Source organism: Kytococcus sedentarius, assembly GCF_041937525.1.
GTDB classification, from domain to species: Bacteria; Actinomycetota; Actinomycetes; order Actinomycetales; family Dermatophilaceae; genus Kytococcus; species Kytococcus sedentarius_A.
The window spans coordinates 974,423-991,613 of sequence record NZ_CP169391.1 but is presented as its reverse complement, the minus strand read 5'-3'; the positions used below and the strand labels follow the sequence as shown (position 1 = coordinate 991,613).

Annotated in this window: 13 protein-coding genes, 1 tRNA gene and 1 other RNA gene; 10 read left to right on the top strand and 5 right to left on the bottom strand. The window is 71.2% G+C overall.

Annotated features, from left to right (window positions below):
• Positions 1 to 97 precede the first annotated feature (97 nt).
• Positions 98 to 1,375: a glycerophosphodiester phosphodiesterase gene (locus ACEY2A_RS04560; protein WP_374929686.1), complete on the top strand. Its 1,278-nt coding sequence runs from the start codon at positions 98 to 100 to the stop codon at positions 1,373 to 1,375.
• A 68-nt stretch (positions 1,376 to 1,443) separates the two neighbouring features.
• Here ACEY2A_RS04560 and aceE read toward each other — a convergent pair whose 3' ends face one another.
• On the bottom strand, positions 1,444 to 4,191 hold the full coding sequence (gene aceE, locus ACEY2A_RS04555) for a pyruvate dehydrogenase (acetyl-transferring), homodimeric type (RefSeq protein WP_374929685.1): 2,748 nt from the start codon (positions 4,189 to 4,191) through the stop codon (positions 1,444 to 1,446).
• Positions 4,192 to 4,448: 257 nt separating this feature from the next.
• On the opposite strand from aceE, the gene ACEY2A_RS04550 reads away from it, so the two are divergent.
• From ACEY2A_RS04550 to ACEY2A_RS04535, 4 genes are all read left to right on the top strand, one after another.
• Positions 4,449 to 4,874, top strand: coding sequence for a DUF3052 domain-containing protein (locus tag ACEY2A_RS04550; RefSeq protein ID WP_374929684.1), 426 nt, complete (start codon positions 4,449 to 4,451; stop codon positions 4,872 to 4,874).
• 69 nt (positions 4,875 to 4,943) lie between these two features.
• Positions 4,944 to 5,016: transfer RNA gene (locus ACEY2A_RS04545), tRNA-Val, on the top strand.
• A 1-nt stretch (position 5,017) separates the two neighbouring features.
• Positions 5,018 to 5,881, top strand: coding sequence for a Nif3-like dinuclear metal center hexameric protein (locus tag ACEY2A_RS04540; protein WP_374929683.1), 864 nt, complete (start codon positions 5,018 to 5,020; stop codon positions 5,879 to 5,881).
• A gap of 2 nt (positions 5,882 to 5,883) precedes the next feature.
• Positions 5,884 to 7,077, top strand: coding sequence for a histidine phosphatase family protein (locus tag ACEY2A_RS04535; RefSeq protein WP_374929682.1), 1,194 nt, complete (start codon positions 5,884 to 5,886; stop codon positions 7,075 to 7,077).
• A 15-nt stretch (positions 7,078 to 7,092) separates the two neighbouring features.
• On the opposite strand, the gene ACEY2A_RS04530 is transcribed toward ACEY2A_RS04535, so the two are convergent.
• A complete protein-coding gene (locus ACEY2A_RS04530) occupies positions 7,093 to 7,839 on the bottom strand; it encodes a YaaA family protein (protein ID WP_374929681.1) in 747 nt (248 codons plus the stop codon).
• A 30-nt stretch (positions 7,840 to 7,869) separates the two neighbouring features.
• Here ACEY2A_RS04530 and ACEY2A_RS04525 point away from each other — a divergent pair, with 30 nt between their 5' ends.
• A complete protein-coding gene (locus tag ACEY2A_RS04525) occupies positions 7,870 to 9,336 on the top strand; it encodes an RNB domain-containing ribonuclease (RefSeq protein WP_374929680.1) in 1,467 nt (488 codons plus the stop codon).
• Positions 9,337 to 9,386: 50 nt separating this feature from the next.
• Positions 9,387 to 9,762: RNase P RNA component class A (rnpB, locus tag ACEY2A_RS04520), an RNA gene on the top strand.
• An 18-nt stretch (positions 9,763 to 9,780) separates the two neighbouring features.
• On the opposite strand, the gene ppgK is transcribed toward rnpB, so the two are convergent.
• From ppgK to ACEY2A_RS04505, 3 genes are read right to left on the bottom strand one after another with little or no spacing between them, the layout of a single operon-like run.
• A complete protein-coding gene (gene ppgK / locus ACEY2A_RS04515; RefSeq protein WP_374929679.1) occupies positions 9,781 to 10,545 on the bottom strand; it encodes a polyphosphate--glucose phosphotransferase in 765 nt (254 codons plus the stop codon).
• On the bottom strand, positions 10,542 to 11,402 hold the full coding sequence (gene map / locus ACEY2A_RS04510) for a type I methionyl aminopeptidase (protein WP_374929678.1): 861 nt from the start codon (positions 11,400 to 11,402) through the stop codon (positions 10,542 to 10,544). The genes ppgK and map overlap by 4 nt, the downstream gene beginning before the upstream one ends.
• A gap of 10 nt (positions 11,403 to 11,412) precedes the next feature.
• Positions 11,413 to 12,006: a hypothetical protein gene (locus ACEY2A_RS04505; protein WP_374929677.1), complete on the bottom strand. Its 594-nt coding sequence runs from the start codon at positions 12,004 to 12,006 to the stop codon at positions 11,413 to 11,415.
• A 116-nt stretch (positions 12,007 to 12,122) separates the two neighbouring features.
• On the opposite strand from ACEY2A_RS04505, the gene ACEY2A_RS04500 reads away from it, so the two are divergent.
• From ACEY2A_RS04500 to ACEY2A_RS04490, 3 genes are all read left to right on the top strand, one after another.
• Positions 12,123 to 12,341, top strand: a complete 219-nt coding sequence (locus tag ACEY2A_RS04500) for a methionine aminopeptidase (protein ID WP_374929676.1) — start codon at positions 12,123 to 12,125, stop codon at positions 12,339 to 12,341.
• A 7-nt stretch (positions 12,342 to 12,348) separates the two neighbouring features.
• Positions 12,349 to 13,737, top strand: a complete 1,389-nt coding sequence (locus ACEY2A_RS04495) for an ArgE/DapE family deacylase (protein ID WP_374929675.1) — start codon at positions 12,349 to 12,351, stop codon at positions 13,735 to 13,737.
• Between the two features lie 260 nt (positions 13,738 to 13,997).
• Entirely contained in the window at positions 13,998 to 17,144 is a 3,147-nt protein-coding gene (locus ACEY2A_RS04490; RefSeq protein ID WP_374929674.1) for an immune inhibitor A domain-containing protein, read from the top strand.
• The last annotated feature ends 47 nt before the right edge of the window (positions 17,145 to 17,191 follow it).

Below are 17,191 nucleotides of genomic sequence, written 5' to 3'. Positions count from 1 at the left end.
CCCCGCCTGCCGGCGTTCACCCGGCGTTCGGGCAGTGCACACCCGGCCCTCACCCGCCGGTCACTGCGCGTTGGGGCTCTGGTGGTGGGCTGCCGGGGTGGACAACTCACCGCGCATCGCCGCCTCCCTGCTCCTGACCGCCACCGGCCTCGGACTGGTGGCCGCCGCACCGGCTGCCGCCACCGGCGAGGAGGGCGCCTCCCGGGCCCCCACCGCACACCCGGTTTTCTCCGCCGAGAAGCCGTGGGTGATCGGCCACCGGGGCGCTTCCGGTCACCGCCCTGAGCACACGCTCGAGGCCTACGAGCTCGCCGTGCGCATGGGCGCGGACTTCTTCGAGCCCGACCTCGTGAGCACCAAGGACGGCGTGCTCGTGTGCCGTCACGAGAACGAGATCTCCGGCACCACCGACGTCGCCGACCGGCCCGAGTTCGCCGAACGTCGGACCACGCGGACCGTCGATGGGGTGGAGCTCACCGGGTGGTTCACGGAGGACTTCACCCTGGCCGAGCTCAAGACGCTGCGGGCGATCGAGCGCATCCCCGCCGAACGCCCGGACAACACCCGCTACGACGGCCAGTTCGAGGTGGCCACCTTCGCCGAGGTGCTCGAGCTGCGCGAGCGGCTCAGCGCCGAGACGGGTCGCGAGATCGGCATCATCCCCGAGATCAAGCACCCCACCTACTTCGACGGCCTCGGCCTGTCCATGGAGGAGCCGCTGGTCGAGCAGCTGCGCGGGGCCGGTCTGGACCACGCGGACGCTCCGGTGCACGTCCAGAGCTTCGAGCTGCAGAACCTGGTGGACCTGAACCGGGATCTGGGAGCCCGGGTGCCCCTGGTCTTCCTCTCCTCGGCGCAGGGACGTCCGTGGGACCTGGAGGTGGCCGGTGACCCGCGCACCTATGCCGACCTCATGCAGCCGGCCGGGCTCGACGAGCTGGCCCGCGACGTCGACGCCATCGGCCCCGACCGCACCCTGGTGGTTCCCGAGGAGGGAGGGGTCCTCGGGGAGCCGACCTCGCTGGTGGCCGACGCCCACGCGGCCGGCCTGGCGGTGACCCCCTACACCTTCCGGGCGGAGAACGCGTTCCTGCCGGAATCCCTGCGCAGCTCGCAGGACCCGGCCGAGCTGGGTGACATGGACACCCTGGTGCGTGCCCACCTGGATGCCGGCGTGGACGGCGTGTTCGCCGACCAGCCGGGCATGGCCAGGCAGACCCGGGACGCGTGGCGCGAGGAGGACGGGCCCATCGTCGACACCGGGGTCAGCGCGCCGGGTGCCACCGTCCAGGACCTTGCGCCGGGTCTCCTCGGCGGTGTGGGTGCGGTGGCAGCCGGTGCCCTGTTGGTGCGCCGGGGAGCCCGTCGGGCCTGACCCCATCGACCACGACGAGGCGCCCCCGGCCTGGGCCGGGGGCGCCTCGTCGTCGGGGAGGATGGGCCTCAGGCGTCGCCGCCGGCCTCGCCCGAGGTGCCTGCCGTGGTGTCGAGCAGCTCGTAGTGCTCGGCGGCCTCCTTGGCGCGACCGGCCTCCACCTCGCCGCGCTTCTCCAGCAGCTGGAGGGTCTTGACCACCATCGACGCGGAGTCGATGTGCAGGTAGCGGCGGGCCGCCGGGCGGGTGTCGGAGAAGCCGAACCCGTCGGCGCCCAGGGCGTAGTAGTCGTCCTGCACCCACGGCGCGATGAGGTCGGGCACCGCACGCATGTAGTCGCTGGTGGCCACGACCGGGCCCTCACCGGCGGGCAGCAGCTGCTGCACGTACGGCGTTGGCTGCTCCTCGTCGGGGTGGAGGAAGGCCTTCTCGTCGCACTGCGTGGCCTCGCGGGCGAGCTCGCTCCAGGAGGTGATCGAGTACACCGCAGCGTTCACGCCCCAGCGCTCGGCCAGCTCCTTCTGGGCGTCCAGCGCCCACGGCACGCCCACACCGGAGGCCAGCAGGCGCGCCTTCGGTCCCTCGGCCTCGCCCTCGGCCAGCAGGTAGCCGCCCTTCACGATGCCGTCGACGTCCACGCCCTCGGGCTCCTTGGGCTGCACCATCGGCTCGTTGTAGACCGTCAGGTAGAAGATGACGTCCTCGGCCTCCTCGCCGTACATGCGACGCATGCCCTCTGCCATGAGGTGCGAGATCTCGTATGCGAACGCCGGGTCGTAGGACACGATCGCCGGGTTCGTGGCAGCCAGGAGCGGGCTGTGCCCGTCCATGTGCTGCAGGCCCTCACCGGCCAGGGTGGTCTTGCCCGCCGTGGCGCCGATGAGGAAGCCCCGCGCCAGCTGGTCGGCGGCGGCCCAGATGCTGTCGCCGGTGCGCTGGAAGCCGAACATCGAGTAGAAGACGTACACCGGGATCATGGGCAGGTCATGGGTGTCGTAGGACGACCCGGCGGCGGTGAAGGCCGCCACGGACCCGGCCTCGTTGATGCCCATGTGGAGGATCTGGCCCTCGGTGCTCTCCTTGTAGGACAGCATGAGGTTGGCGTCCACCGACTCGTAGTTCTGCCCGTTGGGGTTGTAGATCTTCGCCGTCGGGAAGAAGGCGTCCATGCCGAAGGTCCGGGCCTCGTCGGGGATGATCGGCACGATCCGCTTGCCGATCTCCTTGTCGCGCATCATGTCCTTGAGGATGCGGACGAAGGCCATCGTGGTGGCCACCGCCTGGGTGCCCGATCCCTTGCGCCCGACCTCGTAGGTCTTCTCCGGCGGCAGGGTCAGCGGGACGTGCTCGGAGAGGCGGGCGGGCAGGTCGCCGCCCAGCTTCCTGCGGCGCTCCAGCATGTACTGGATGGTCTCGTCGTCCTCACCGGGGTGGTAGTAGGGCGCGGCGAACTGGTCGTCCTGGAAGGCGGAGTCCGGCACCGGGATCTGCAGGCTGTCGCGGAAGCCCTTGAGGTCGTCCACGGTCAGCTTCTTCATCTGGTGGGTCGCGTTGCGCCCTGCGAAGTGCGAGCCGAGCGAGTAGCCCTTGATGGTGTGGGCGAGGATCACGGTGGGCTGGCCGGAGTGGTTCATGGCGGCCTGGTAGGCGCTGAACACCTTGCGGTAGTCGTGACCACCGCGCTTGAGCTTCCACCAGATGTCCTCGTCGGACCAGTCCTTGACCATCTTGGCCGTGCGGGGATCGCGCTCGAAGAAGTGCTCCCGCACGTAGGCGCCGTCGTTGGCACGGAAGGTCTGGAAGTCGCCGTCCGGGGTGGAGTTCATGAGGTTCACCAGGGCGCCGTCGCGGTCGGCGGCCAGCAGGTCGTCCCAGCCGCGTCCCCACAGCACCTTGATGACGTTCCAGCCCGCGCCCCGGAAGAAGGCCTCGAGCTCCTGCACGATCTTGCCGTTGCCGCGCACCGGGCCGTCCAGGCGCTGCAGGTTGCAGTTCACCACGAAGGTGAGGTTGTCCAGGCCCTCGTTCGCTGCGATCTGCAGCGCACCACGCGACTCCGGCTCGTCCATCTCGCCGTCGCCGAGGAAGGCCCACACGTGCTGGTCGCTGGTGTCCTTGAGCCCACGGTTGTGCAGGTACTTGTTGAACTGGGCCTGGGCGATGGCGCCCAGGGGGCCCAGCCCCATCGACACGGTGGGGAACTGCCAGTAGTCCGGCATGCTCCGCGGGTGGGGGTAGCTCGGCAGAGCGATCAGCTTGCCGTCCACGTAGTGGGACTTCTCCTGTCGGAAGCCGTTGAGCTGGTCCTCGGTGAGGCGGCCCTCCAGGAAGGAGCGCGCGTAGATGCCGGGGGAGGCGTGACCCTGGAAGAAGACCTGGTCACCCCCGCCGGGGTGCTGCCGACCGCGGAAGAAGTGGTTGAAGCCCACCTCGTACAGCGTGGCGGCGGAGGCGTAGCTCGAGAGGTGACCACCCACCGAGATCTCCGGCCGCTGCGCGCGGTGCACCATGATCGCGGCGTTCCAACGGATCCAGGCGCGGTAGCGGCGCTCGACCTCCTCGTCCCCCGGGAACCAAGCCTCGCCCTCGGGGCCGATGGTGTTGATGTAGTCCGTGGTCGTGAGCGACGGGACGCCCACCTGCTGTTCGCGGGAGCGGTTCAGCAGCTCGAGCATCACGTAGCGGGCGCGCGATCGGCCTCGCTCCTCGATGAGGCCGTCCAGCGAGTCCAGCCATTCCCCGGTCTCCTCGGGGTCGATGTCCGGGAGCTGGCTGGGCAGACCGTTGAGAATCGGTCCGGAATCCTTGGTCGACACGAAGCTTCTCCTCCTCACGCGCGCCACCCGCTGGACGGCTGGGCCGCCCGGCGGGCTGTCTGCACCGTGGTGTGCAGGCGTACTGCGTTCATTGTTCCACCTCCCTCGGTGGGCGCCCTGACGGGGGCGGGGAGGGGGATGGGTGTCGCGCGCGGTGGGAGGCCGTGCATCATGGAGGTGCCCGCGGCACCTGCTGCGGGGTGCACGAGGGAACGCAGCCGCGCTCCCGGTGCCCACGGACACACGAGGAGGACCACGTGGAGGCGACCGCAACGGCGGACGCACGTGCCCTGGCCGACCGGCTGGGCTTCAGCGACGACCAGATCGTCCAGGAGATCGGGTGGGACGAGGACGTCCCGGAGGACCTGCGCCTCGCCATCGAGGAGGCCACCGGGGCGCCGCTGGAGGACGAGGCCTACACCGGGCCCGTCGACGTGTGCCTGCTGTGGTTCCGGGCCGGGGACGGCGACCTGACCGACGACTGCGTCGACGCTCTCGCCGGGCTGGAGGACGACGGCTTCGTCCTGCTGGCCACGCCGAACCTGAAGCACGACCTCCACGTGGACCAGGCGGACGTCGAGGACGCGGCACGGACCGCGGGCCTGCAGCCCCAGAGCTCGCTGCAGGTCGATGACGTGTGGCTGGTCACGAAGCTGGGCCGCCCGACCCGTCGTCGCGGCTGAACCCCCAGCAGATCGCCGGCGCTGTCGGCGGGGTGACAGGATGACCCCGCGCGGCGCCTGCCGTGCACGGGGCCTGTAGCTCAGCTGGCAGAGCACTGCGTTTACACCGCAGGTGTCGTCGGTTCGATCCCGGCCGGGCCCACATGGAGACCAGCCTGTGCACCCTCGCAGATGCGGTGGACGTCCTCGACCGGATGTTCCCCCCGGACACGGCCCTCACCGGGGACGTGGTCGGGCTCACCGTCGGCGACCCGTCCGCGCCCGTGAGGTCGGTGCTGCTGGCCGTGGACCCCACCCTCGCGGTGATCGATGAGGCCGTGGCGGGCGGTCACGACCTGTTGGTCACCCACCACCACCTGCTCCGCAGCGGGCTGCACGCCGTGGTGCCCACCGAGCCCAAGGGCGCAGCAGTCCTGGCACTGGCGGGTGGGGGCGTGGGCCTGTACTCGGCGCACACGAACGCCGATGTCGCCCGTGGGGGTGTCAACGACGCCCTGGCCGCGGCAATCGGGCTGCAGCACGTCGAGCCCCTGTCCGAGCCGGAGGGCCAGCCGCTGGGCCGCGTGGGGCAGCTGCCGGGTGAGACCACCCTGGAGGAGTTCGCCCACCAGCTCGCCGGTATGCTGCCGGGTGCGCCGGTGGGGCTGCGTGTTGCCGGGCCGCGCGAGGGGCGGGTGGAGCGGGTCGCCGTGCTGGGTGGCTCGGGGGACCGCGAGTTCGAGGCCGTGCGTGCAGCCGGCGCCGACGTGCTGGTGACCGCCGACCTCCGCCACCACCCCGTCAGCGAGTTCCGCGAGCACGGGCTGCTCGCTGCGCGCAGCGGGGGTCCTGACGGCCCCTTCCTGGTGGATGCGGGGCACTGGGCCACGGAGTCACTCTGGCTGCGTGACGCCGGCCAGCGGATGGTCGATGAGGTGCGCGCCGCCACGGGTGCGCGGATCACCGCCATGGTGAGCAGCACGGTCACCGACCCGTGGGACTTCGTCGTGGACACGCAGGAGGGTTGAGGATGGCGACCTGGACAATCGAGGCCGACGGCGGCTCACGGGGCAACCCGGGGATGGCGGGGTATGGGGCACTGGTGCTCGGCCCCGGCGGCGAGCTGCTGGCCGAGCGGGCGGCACCACTGGGCCGAGCGAGCAACAACGTGGCCGAGTACACCGGACTGGTGGCGGGCCTGCAGGCGCTGCTCGACCACGGCGTGGTGGAGTCCGGCGACGTGGTGCTGGTGCGCATGGACTCCAAGCTCGTGATCGAGCAGATGGCCGGACGCTGGAAGATCAAGCACCCGGACATGCAGCGCCTGGCCCGTGAGGCGCAGGTGCTCAGTCGTGAGCTGCGCGCAGCCGGGGCCGAGGTGGACTGGCAGTGGATCCCGCGGGCCGAGAACGCGGCCGCGGACCGACTGAGCAACGACGGCATGGACGGGAACACCGTGGTGCGCAACCACACGGCGGGGGACACCGCGCAGGGCGGGCACGAGGTCCAGGACGAGACGCACGCCCCGGAGCCGAAGGAGGCCAGCCCCGAGCACCGTTGGCAGCTGGTGCTGCTGCGGCACGGCGTCACCGAGTACACCGAGACGTACCGCATCGACGGTCGGGGCGGGAGCAATCCTCCGCTCTCGGCGCTGGGTGAGGAGCAGGCCGCCCGCGCGGCCGCGGAGCTGGGCCGGCTGCTTGCCGAGCCCGCCCGGGAGGGACGGGTGCAGGTGGTGACCTCCAGCCTCGAACGAGCACGTCAGACGGGTGGCGGCGTCGCCGAGGCGCTGGGCCTGGAGGCGCGGCAGGACGACCGTTTCGACGAGCAGGCCTTCGGCGACTGGGACGGTCTGTCCTGGCGCGAGGTCGACGAGGAGGGGCGGGGGCTGGCACGACAGTTCGCCCAGGACCCGGCCTGTGAGGTGCCCGGGGGCGAGACCCACCATGAGGTGGCCACCCGTGTGGTGGACGGCCTGCGCGACCTGGGGCGCCTGGCCGTGGACCAGGAGCTGCACACGATCGTGGTGGCAGCCCACCGCATCGCCATCATGACGGCGCTGGAGGCCGTGCTGGGACTGGACTACCCACGCTCCTGGGCGCTGGGGCAGCACCCTGCCGCATTCCACACCCTCGAGTTCGTGGGCCCCGAGGTGCCCGGTGGCTTCGTGGAGCTCAGTGGGCTCAACGTCCGGGCCCACCTGGAGGGTCTGCCGTCCCGCTGAGCAGGGCCAGCGGGCTCAGGCAGCGTTCACCCGCAGGCGCCACGGCCCGGTGGTCGACTGCGGCTCGAGCAGCTCGGTGGTGAACCCGAGCGGCCGCAGCTCCTCGGCCAGCTGCGCCGGCCGGGTGGGGTTGAGCCCGTGCTCGCACACGGCACGCGCCACCAGCCCCCGCGTGTGCTTGGCGCCGTGCGTGGCACCGGGCACCTCCAGGGACACCCAGCGCTGCGCGAGGTCGCCCCGGGGCCGCCACGCCGCCACGTAGGTGGAGGACCGGCCGTCCATCACCAGCCCCCGCGAGCCGGCCGCCTCCGGCAGCACCTCCTGCAGCGGGTCGCGCCAGAGGGCGGCCAGGGGCCCCAGCTCGGGGACGGGGGTGTTCATGGAGAGCCGGTAGGGCGGGATCCGGTCTCCCAGCCGCACCGCGCCGTGCAGGGCCGAGACCACCACGCACCAGGCACTGGCGCGGCGGCGTCCCGCGGGTGGGAGGCTCGCCACGTCCAGGGCGTCGTAGAGCACGCCGGAGTACACCGCATCGGCCCGTGCAGTGGGGGCACTGTGCAGGCGGGTGTTGCGCTCCACCTCCCCGGCGAGGGACTCCTGCAGTCCGAGGGCGGAGGGCCCCTGTGCGCTGAGCGCGGCCGCGGCCCGGGCCACCTGGTCACGGACCGGGTCCAGTGCGGGGAAGGAACGGTCGCCGGGGCGTGCAGCGCGGCCACGGGCGGGCGCGGTCTTGGACTCCGAGGGCGGAAGCAGGATCAGCACACGCGCACGGTACGTGGCTAGGGTGACCGGATGGCACACCCCCACCTGACCCTGCGCCCGACCGACCGCGACGGCAGCCCCGCCACCGAGACGGGCACCGCCCCCGCAGCGGCCGACGGTCTGGTCGCAGCCTTCGCGGCGATCCGTGACGAGCACGAGGTGCCGGGGGAGTTCCCCGCCGACGTGCTGGCCGAGGCCGAGGAGGTCGCGGGGGCCGCCGTGCTGCCGGAGCGTGACGAGCGGGCGGTGGAGTTCATCACCATCGACCCAGAGGGCTCCATGGACCTCGACCAGGCCATGCACATCGAGCGGGAGGGTGACGGCTTCCTGGTGCGCTACGCCATCGCGGACGTGCCTGCCTTCGTGACGCCCGACGGTGCCATCGCCGCGGAGTCCTGGCGCCGCGGCCTGACCATCTACTGCCCGGACGAGCGCACCCCGCTGCACCCGCCGGTCGTGTCCGAGGGCGCGGCCTCGCTGTTGCCCGAGGAGGACCGCCCCGCCTTCCTGTGGGAGCTGCACCTGGACGCTGCCGGAGCGCTCACGCAGGCCAGCGTGGGCCGCGCCGCCGTCCGCTCGCGCCGGCGGTACACCTACGTCGAGGCCCAGGAGCAGATCGATGCGGGGTCGGCCGAGGAGACCCTGCTGCTGCTCAAGGAGGTGGGCCTGCTCCGCATCGAGCAGGAGAAGCAGCGCGGTGGGGCCACGCTGCCCATGCCGGAGCAGGAGGTCGAGGCCGAGGGTGAGGGCTACGTGACCCGTTTCCGGCCGCTGCTGCCCGCCGAGGACTGGAACGCCCAGATCTCGTTGCTGACCGGCATGGCGGCCGCGGACCTGATGCTGGGGGCCACGGTGGGCATCCTGCGCACCATGCCGGACCCGGAGCAGAAGGACATCGACACCCTGCGCCGACAGGCCCGGGGCCTTGGCGTGGAGTGGCCCCAGGACGCCAGCTACGGCGACTTCCTGCGCTCGCTGGACACCACCGACGGGCGGCACCTGTTCCTGGTGCACGAGGCCACCAGCCTGTTCCGCGGCGCCGGCTACACCGCCTTCGACGGTCAGGAGCCGGAGCTCCGCACGCAGTCGGCCATCGCGGCCCCCTACGCTCACGCGACCGCACCGCTGCGGCGCCTGGTGGACCGTTTCGTGCTGGAGATCTGCGCGGCCATCTGCGCCGAGCAGGAGATCCCCGGCTGGGCCCGCGAGGCCCTGCAGGAACTGCCCGAGACCATGAAGGCCGCCGACTCGCGCGCCAAGAGCGTGGAACGGGCGTGCGTGGACGCGGTGGAGGCCGCCGTGCTGCAGCCGCGAGTCGGCGAGGAGTTCGCCGGCATCGTCGTGGACGTCGACGACAAGGGTGGCTTCACCGTGCAGGTCGCCGAGCCGGCCGTGGTCGCCCGTGGCACCGGCGAGGTCGAGGCGGGCGATGAGGTGCGCGTGCGGCTGGTGGAGGCCGACGTGACCGAGCACCGCATCACCTTCGAGCTGGCCTGATCCGTCCCGCCGCGTCCAGCCAGGACGGCACGTAGACTGTTCGGCCGAGACGAGTCGGCCGGACGGTCGCGTCGGGGCCTCCGGGCACCCGCCGAGGAAAGTCCGGGCTCCACAGGGAACGGTGGTGGCCAACAGCCACCCGGGGTGACCCGCGGGACAGTGCCACAGAGAACAGACCGCCCGTGCACGCACGGGTGAGGGTGAAACGGTGGTGTAAGAGACCACCAGCGCGCCAGGTGACTGGCGTGGCTCGGCAAACCCCACCGGGAGCAAGGTCAGACAGCGCGTGGTCGAGGGCGTCCCGCCCGAGCGCGCGGGTAGACCGCTGGAGGCGGCCGGCAACGGCCGCCCGAGATGGATGACCGTCACCCGGTCCGGAGCGATCCGGACCGGGGACAGGACCCGGCTTACAGGCCGGCTCGTCTCACCCCATCGATGCGGGGCTCAGCGCCGGGACGCGGCCTCGGCCGCGTGGGCCGCGCCGATGATGCCGGCGTCGTTGCGCAGCTGGGCGGGCACGATGGGGGCGCGCAGGTGCAGCAGGGGGAGGAACTTGTCGGCCTTCTTGCTCACGCCGCCGCCCACGACGATGAGGTCGGGCCACAGCAGGTTCTCCAGGGTGGAGTAGTAGGTCTGCAGGCGCTCGGCCCACTCGTCCCACCCGAGGCCCTCCTCCTCGCGCACGGAGTTGGCGGAGACCGTCTCGGCGTCCACGCCGTCGATCTCGATGTGGCCCAGCTCGGAGTTGGGCACCAGCTGGCCGTTGCTGATGAGCGCGGTGCCGATGCCGGTGCCCAGGGTGGTGACCAGCACCAGCCCACGGGTGCCGCGGGCGGCGCCGTAGTGGGCCTCGGCCAGGCCAGCGGCGTCCGCGTCGTTGAGCACGTGGACCTCGCGTCCCAGGTGCTCGGTGAACAGGGCGTCGGCGTCGGTGCCGATCCAGCTGTCGTCGATGTTGGCGGCGGTGCGCACCACGCCGTTGCTCACCACGGCCGGGACCGTCACGCCGATCGGGTGCTTGCCGATCTGCCGCGAGAACTTCTCGGCGATCTCGCCGATCACGTCCACCACGGCCGTGGGCGTGGAGTTCGCGGGGGTGTCGAGGCGGAGGCGGTCGGTGGCGAAGGCGCCCTTGTCCAGGTCGACCGGGGCGCCCTTGATGCCGCTGCCACCGACGTCGACGCCGAGGGGGTGCTGGGAGCTGCTCATGGTGTGGTCAGGATCTCCGGTCCGTTGTCGGTGATGAGGATCGTGTGCTCGAACTGGGCGGACCGGGAGAGGTCCTTGGTCACCACGGTCCAGTCGTCGTCCCACATGGTCCAGTCGGCGGTGCCGAGGTTCAGCATCGGCTCGATGGTGAAGGTCATGCCGGGTTGGATCACGTCGGCGTAGGCGGGGGCGGCGTCGTAGTGGGGGATGATCAGGCCGCTGTGGAAGCTGGTGCCGATGCCGTGGCCGGTGTAGTCGCGCACCACGCCGTAGCCGAACCGGCTGGCGTACATCTCGATGACGCGGCCGATGACGTTGACCTCGCGGCCGGGCTTGGCGGCCTTGATGCCGCGGAGGGTGGCCTCCTGGGTGCGCTCCACGAGCAGGCGCGAGTCCTCGTCCACGTCGCCGCACAGGAAGGTGGCGTTGGTGTCGCCGTGGACACCGTGGATGAAGGCGGTGATGTCGATGTTGACGATGTCGCCGTCGGCGAGCTCGCGGTCGTCAGGGATCCCGTGGCAGATCACCTCGTTCACCGAGCTGCACAGCGACTTGGGGTAGCCGCGGTAGCCGAGGGTGGAGGGGTAGGCGCCGTGGTCCAGCAGGTACTCGTGGCCGATGCGGTCGAGCTCGTCGGTGGTCACGCCCGGCGCCACGGCGGCCCCCACGGCCTCGCGGGCCTGGGCGGCCAGGCGGCACGCGATCCGCATCTTCTCGATGGTCTCGGCGTCCTTCACCTCCGAGCCGGTGAACGGCGCGGGGGTGGGACGGTCCACGTACTCGGGCCGCTCGATGGAGGCGGGCACCTCACGGCGGGGTCCGACGCGGCCGGGGGTCAGCGGTGGTGCGACAGGCATGCCGCGCAGTCTAGGAGAGGTGGGCCCGGGGTCGGCGCGGTGACGGACCGGCCGGGGTGACCAGCCCCCAGGTGATGCCGGCGGCCACCACCACCAGGAGGGCCAGACCGCCGGTCAGCGGCGCCCAGAGGATGAAGGCGGCCTGCGCGAGGAAGGGGTTCCACAGCTCGTCGACCGTCCCGTCCCAGGACCAGGACAGGACCGCCACGATGCTGACGGCGAGCTCGAGGACCGCGGCGAGCACCGTGGTCAGCGCCAGTCCGGTGACCCACGGGACACCGCGGGGAGCCGCCGTGTGCTGCGCCTGGTCGTGCAGGACACGGCCCACCCACTGGGCGCACAGCCCCCACAGCAGGACCGGTACCGACCAGGTGGCAAGGCCCATGGGAAGCGTCGCCCACGCAGGCTCGATCCATTCGGTGCCACCGCCCAGCTCGGCGGGGAGGGGCACCGGTCGGCGGTGCCCACGTCCGATGAGCCCCACCACGGTGCCGAGGACGAGCACAACGGCCGCCCCGCGGGCCACCCATCGCCCGAACGCCCGCAGCTCGGCGCCGACGGAGGCACGCCGGGGGAGCGCCGCATCAGTCCTCGTCTTGAACATGTTCAAAGCATGGCACGGCTGCGGCACCGGGTCCATGTGGCCGTCGCCTCCGGGGATGGAGGCCCGTGCGTGCATAGGGTGGGAGGAACAGTCCCGCCGATCGCAAGGAGAGAACCGTGAGCTTCTACTACAACATCGTCACCGGTCAGGTCGAGGAGAACGACGACAGCCGCTCCCGCAACGCCGACGTCATGGGCCCGTACGACACGCGGGAGGAGGCCCAGAGCGCGCTGGAGACCGCCCGGGCGAACACCGAGAAGTGGGATGCCGAGAGCGCCGACGAGGCCGATCAGCCCGGTGGTGCCAACTGGGACTCCAACCCCCTGAACGGCTGAGCTGACCGTGGAGCCGGGGCCGCAGCGTTCTCGCACCCAGGAGCACACCGGGCCGCTGCCGAGCGGCCCGGAGTTCCCGTGGACCGACGCCTATCCCACCAGTGCGGGGGACGGCGACGGTGTGCCGGCGTGCCCGGCCGGTGATGCAGCCGTGGCGGTCCTCGACGATCGCCGCCTGATCGCGGACCTCTCCGCCCTGGTCTCCATCCCGAGTGTCGGTGGCACGCCCGAGGAGGTCCGCGCCCAGCGGTGGGGTGCCGAGGCGCTCCGCCGGTTGGGTGGCGAGGTCGACGAGTGGGACGAGGAGGTGCGTGACCTCACCCGCGCCGAGGGGTGGCCGGGCCAGGAGGTCGAGCGCGAGACCCTCCGCGGCGTGGTCGGCCGCTTCGGACCCGATGAGGGGGAGCCCGCCCTCATCCTGTGCGGCCACACCGACGTCGTCCCCGCCGCCGACCCGGAGCTCTGGTCGGAGCAGGACCCCTGGACCGTGGTGCGCGGCGAGGACGAGCACGGCCTCTGGTACCGCGGCCGCGGGGTGACGGACATGAAGGGGGGAGTGGCCGCCATCCTCGCGGCAGTGCGGGCCCTGCAGGCCAGCGACTTCACGTGGCGCCGGCCGCTGGCCGTGCACCTGGTCAGCGGCGAGGAGGACGGCGGGGCGGGTGCCTTCGCCACCTTGGCACGTGGCCACACCGGTGAGGCCTGCGTCATCGCCGAGCCCACCGCGGGGCACCTGGTGACGGCCAACGCGGGCTCGCTGACCTTCCGGCTCCGGGTTTCCGGCCGCGCGGCGCACGGCGCCATGGCCCGCGAGGGGGTCAACGCCCTCGACGGGCTGGCGGTGGTGCGCGCGGCGCTCTCGGGACTGCAGGAGGTGCGGCGCGAGGACCCGCCGGCGCCCTTCGACACCGTGGCCGACCCGTGGCCCATGAGCATCGGCATCGTGCGCGGGGGCGACTGGGCCTCCACCGTGCTCGATGAGCTGGTGGTGGAGGGCCGCTTCGGCGTGCGCACCGACGAGCAGCCGCAGCAGGCGCGCGAGGCCTTCGAGCAGTGCGTGGCGCAGGCCTGCGAGCACGACGACTTCCTGCGGGAGAACCCGGTGACTGTCGAGTGGCCGGGAGGTGTGTTCGCGCCCGGTGAGATGCCCAGTGGCCACCCGCTGGGGCAGCAGGTGGCCGATGCGGTGGAGCGGGCCGGGTACGACCGTCCCGAGCGCATCGGGGTGCCCTACGGATCGGATCTCCGGCAGTACGCGGCGGCGGGCATCCCCACGCTGCAGTACGGGCCGGGTGACATCCGCCAGGCGCACTCGGTGGACGAGTGGGTGGACCGGGCGGCTCTGGTGCGTTCGGCGCAGGTGTTCGCACAGCTCATCGCCGAGCGCTGCGGCTGACACCCCGGGGCCCAGATGGGGGTCGATGGGGGGGCCGTTGGGTTCTGGAAAGGCACGCGATGACGCGGAATCCGATGGGCCGCACGCATGTTCGCATCGTGTCCAAATCGTGACCATGCTGCGGCTGACAGGGGAGCACCCGAGGGGCAGGATGTCACGAGTGGTGATCTGCACCACACGCACACACCATCTCGATGGAGGACACCGTGACCCCTAGCAAGGCGACAAGGCTCTCCGGCGCGGCGCTCGTGGCATTCGCCATGACCGCCGTTCCCATGGCCCAGGTCTCTGCCGTCCCGTCCCAGGACGGCCAGACGTCTCACGAGCACCGGAAGGACGACCTCCCGCACCCGCTCGGTGACAAGCAGCGCGCCATGAAGGAAGAGGCTGTCAAGCAGCTGATCAACGGTGACGCCAAGATCGTCACCAACAACGGCAGCCGCTCCATCCAGCTGGGTGAGGGCGCCACCAAGCAGTTCGTGCAGTACGACGTCGAGCGCACCGAGAACGTTCTCACGATCCTCACCGAGTTCGGTGACCAGATCGACCCCCGGACCGGTGGGGATCCCGGACCGCTGCACAACCAGATCGCCGAGCCGGACCGCTCCGAGGACAACACCACGGTGTGGGAGGAGGACTTCAACACCGACTACTACGAGGAGCTGATGTTCGGGGAGGAGGACTCCTTCCGTCACTTCTTCCAGAAGCAGTCCTCGGGCCGGTTCGACGTCGGAGGCGGTGTCTACGACTGGGTGAAGGTCCCCTTCAACGAGGCGCGCTACGGCTCCCCGAAGATCCCGGAGTCCGACGGGTACTGGAACTACGTCAAGGACAGTGCTCAGGCGTGGTACGACGACCAGGTGGCGCAGGGCAAGACCACTGCCCAGATCCGCGAGGAGCTGGCCCAGTTCGACGTCTGGGACCGCTACGACTACGACGGCGACGGTGACTTCAACGAGCCCGACGGCTACATCGACCACTTCCAGGTGGTGCACGCCGGTGAGGACGAGTCCGCCGGCGGCGGCGCGCAGGGTGAGGACGCCATCTGGGCCCACCGCTGGTACGCCTTCCCCACCCTCCAGGGCCAGGCCGGCCCGGAGGGCAACCTCCTCGGTGGTGTGCCGATCGGTGACACCGGACTGTGGATCGGTGACTACACCACCGAGCCGGAGAACGGTGGACTGGGCGTCTTCGTGCACGAGTTCTCGCACGACCTCGGCCTGCCGGACTACTACGCCACCGACGGTGGCGACAACGGCACGGCCTTCTGGACTCTGATGTCCTCCGGCTCCTGGCTCAACAAGGGCGAGGAGTCCATCGGTTCCTCCGCCGGGTTCATGGGCCCCAAGGAGAAGCTGCAGCTCGGCTGGCTGGACTACGAGGTGGTGCAGCCCGGTGAGAACGTGACCAAGACCCTCGGCCCGGCCTACCACGCCACGAACAACCCGCAGGCCGTGGCCGTCCCCCTGCCCAACCAGACGGTCGTGGACGAGTACAACACCCCCTTCGAGGGGCAGTACGAGTACTGGAGCGGTTCGGCGAACAACCTCAACAGCTCGATGTCCACCAGCATCGACCTGACGGGCGCCAGCTCCGCCAGCGTGTCCGCCAAGGCGGAGTACGCCATCGAGGCCGGGTACGACTACCTGTACGCGGAGGTCTCCACCGACGGTGGCGCCACCTGGACCAAGGTGGGCGAGGTCTCCGAGGTCAGCGACGGATGGGTGGACCTCTCCTACGACCTGGGTGAGTACACCGGCCAGTCCGTCGACTTCCGCTTCCGCTACCAGTCCGACGGTGGTGTGAATGAGGCCGGTGCCTTCCTGGACAACCTCACGGTGACGGTCGACGGTGAGAGCACCGTCGACGGAGCCGAGGGAGAGCCCACGTGGACCCTGGACGGCTTCACGAAGATCGACGGCACCGTCACCCGTGAGGAGAGCCACTTCTACCTCATGGAGAACCGCCAGTACGGCTCCTACGACGAGTCGCTGCGCACCGGCCCGTACAACTTCGGCTTCGGTGCGGCGCAGCCCAACTGGGCCGAGCGCTTCCCGTACCAGAACGGCATGCTGGTCTGGTACAGCAACGACGTCTACGCGGACAACAACACGAAGACCCACCCCGGTGGCGGTCAGGCCCTGCCGGTCGACGCCCGCCCCGAGGCGCTGACCTGGGCCGACGGTTCCGTCCTGCGCAACCGTATGCAGTCCTTCGACGCCACCTTCGGCCTGGAGCGCACGGACGCCCTGACCCTCCACAGGGACGGCCAGCCGACCGAGATCCCCGCGCGCGACGCCGAGCCGGTCTTCGAGGACACCGGTGAGAACGCCTACTACGACCCGTCCAACCCGGAGAACTCGGTGAAGCTGCCGGGCTCGGGCGTGCGGGCCCAGGTGCTCTCCACCGACGGTCACACCATGGAGGTCTGCTTCGGTGCGGCGGAGAACTGCGACGCCGTCGCACCTGAGGTGGCCGTGGACCGCTGGTGGGGTGACGACCGCTACGGCACCGCCGCCGAGGTGGCCAAGCAGACCGGCCCGAGCGACACCGTCTACCTGGCCGCCGGCGACACCTTCGCCGACGCCATGACGGCCAGCCCGGCCGCTGCCAGCGGTGTCCTGCCGCGTGCGATCCCGGAGCAGGACGGGGAGAACGCGCCGATCCTGCTGACGCGTGAGAACCGGATCCCCGCTGAGACCCTGGAAGCGCTCGAGGCCCTGGCGGTCAAGAACGTCGTCCTGCTGGGTGGCGAGCACGCCATCTCGGACACCGTTGCCGGTGAGCTCGAGGGCATGGGTCTGAAGGTTGACCGCGTGGGCGGTGCGGACCGCTACGAGACGAGCGCCAACGTGGCCAAGATGTTCGGCACGAACATCGACACGCTGTACGTCGCCTCGGGTGAGGAGCGTGCCTTCGCGGACGCCCTGGCCGGTTCCGCGCTGGCCGGTTCGCAGGACGCCCCGGTCCTGCTGACCAAGCCGGGTGAGGTCGAGCAGACCACCGCCGACGCGGTGGCCGCGCTCAACCCGGAGCGGATCGTGGTGCTCGGTGGCCCGGCCGCCGTGTCGGACGCGGTGTACAACGAGCTGGGCGCCACCGAGCGTCTGGCGGGTTCGGACCGTTACGAGACGGCCGCTGACGTGGCCGCCGAGTTCGGCGCGGACCCGAACTACGCCCTCCTGGCCGACGGGACGGACTTCCCCGACGCGCTGACCGGTGGTGCCTACGCCGGCTTCCAGCACAGCCCGCTGCTGCTGACCCGTCCGGACCGCCTCCCCGCGGTCACCGAGACGCAGCTGAACGAGACCTCCCCCGAGCACATGGTGATCGTGGGTGGCACGGCGGCGGTGGCCCAGTCCATCGAGGACCGGCTCAACGAGCTGGTGGGCGGCTGGATGAACTGACGCACACTCACCGCACGGTGGCCACCCCCTTCGGCCACCGTGCGGGA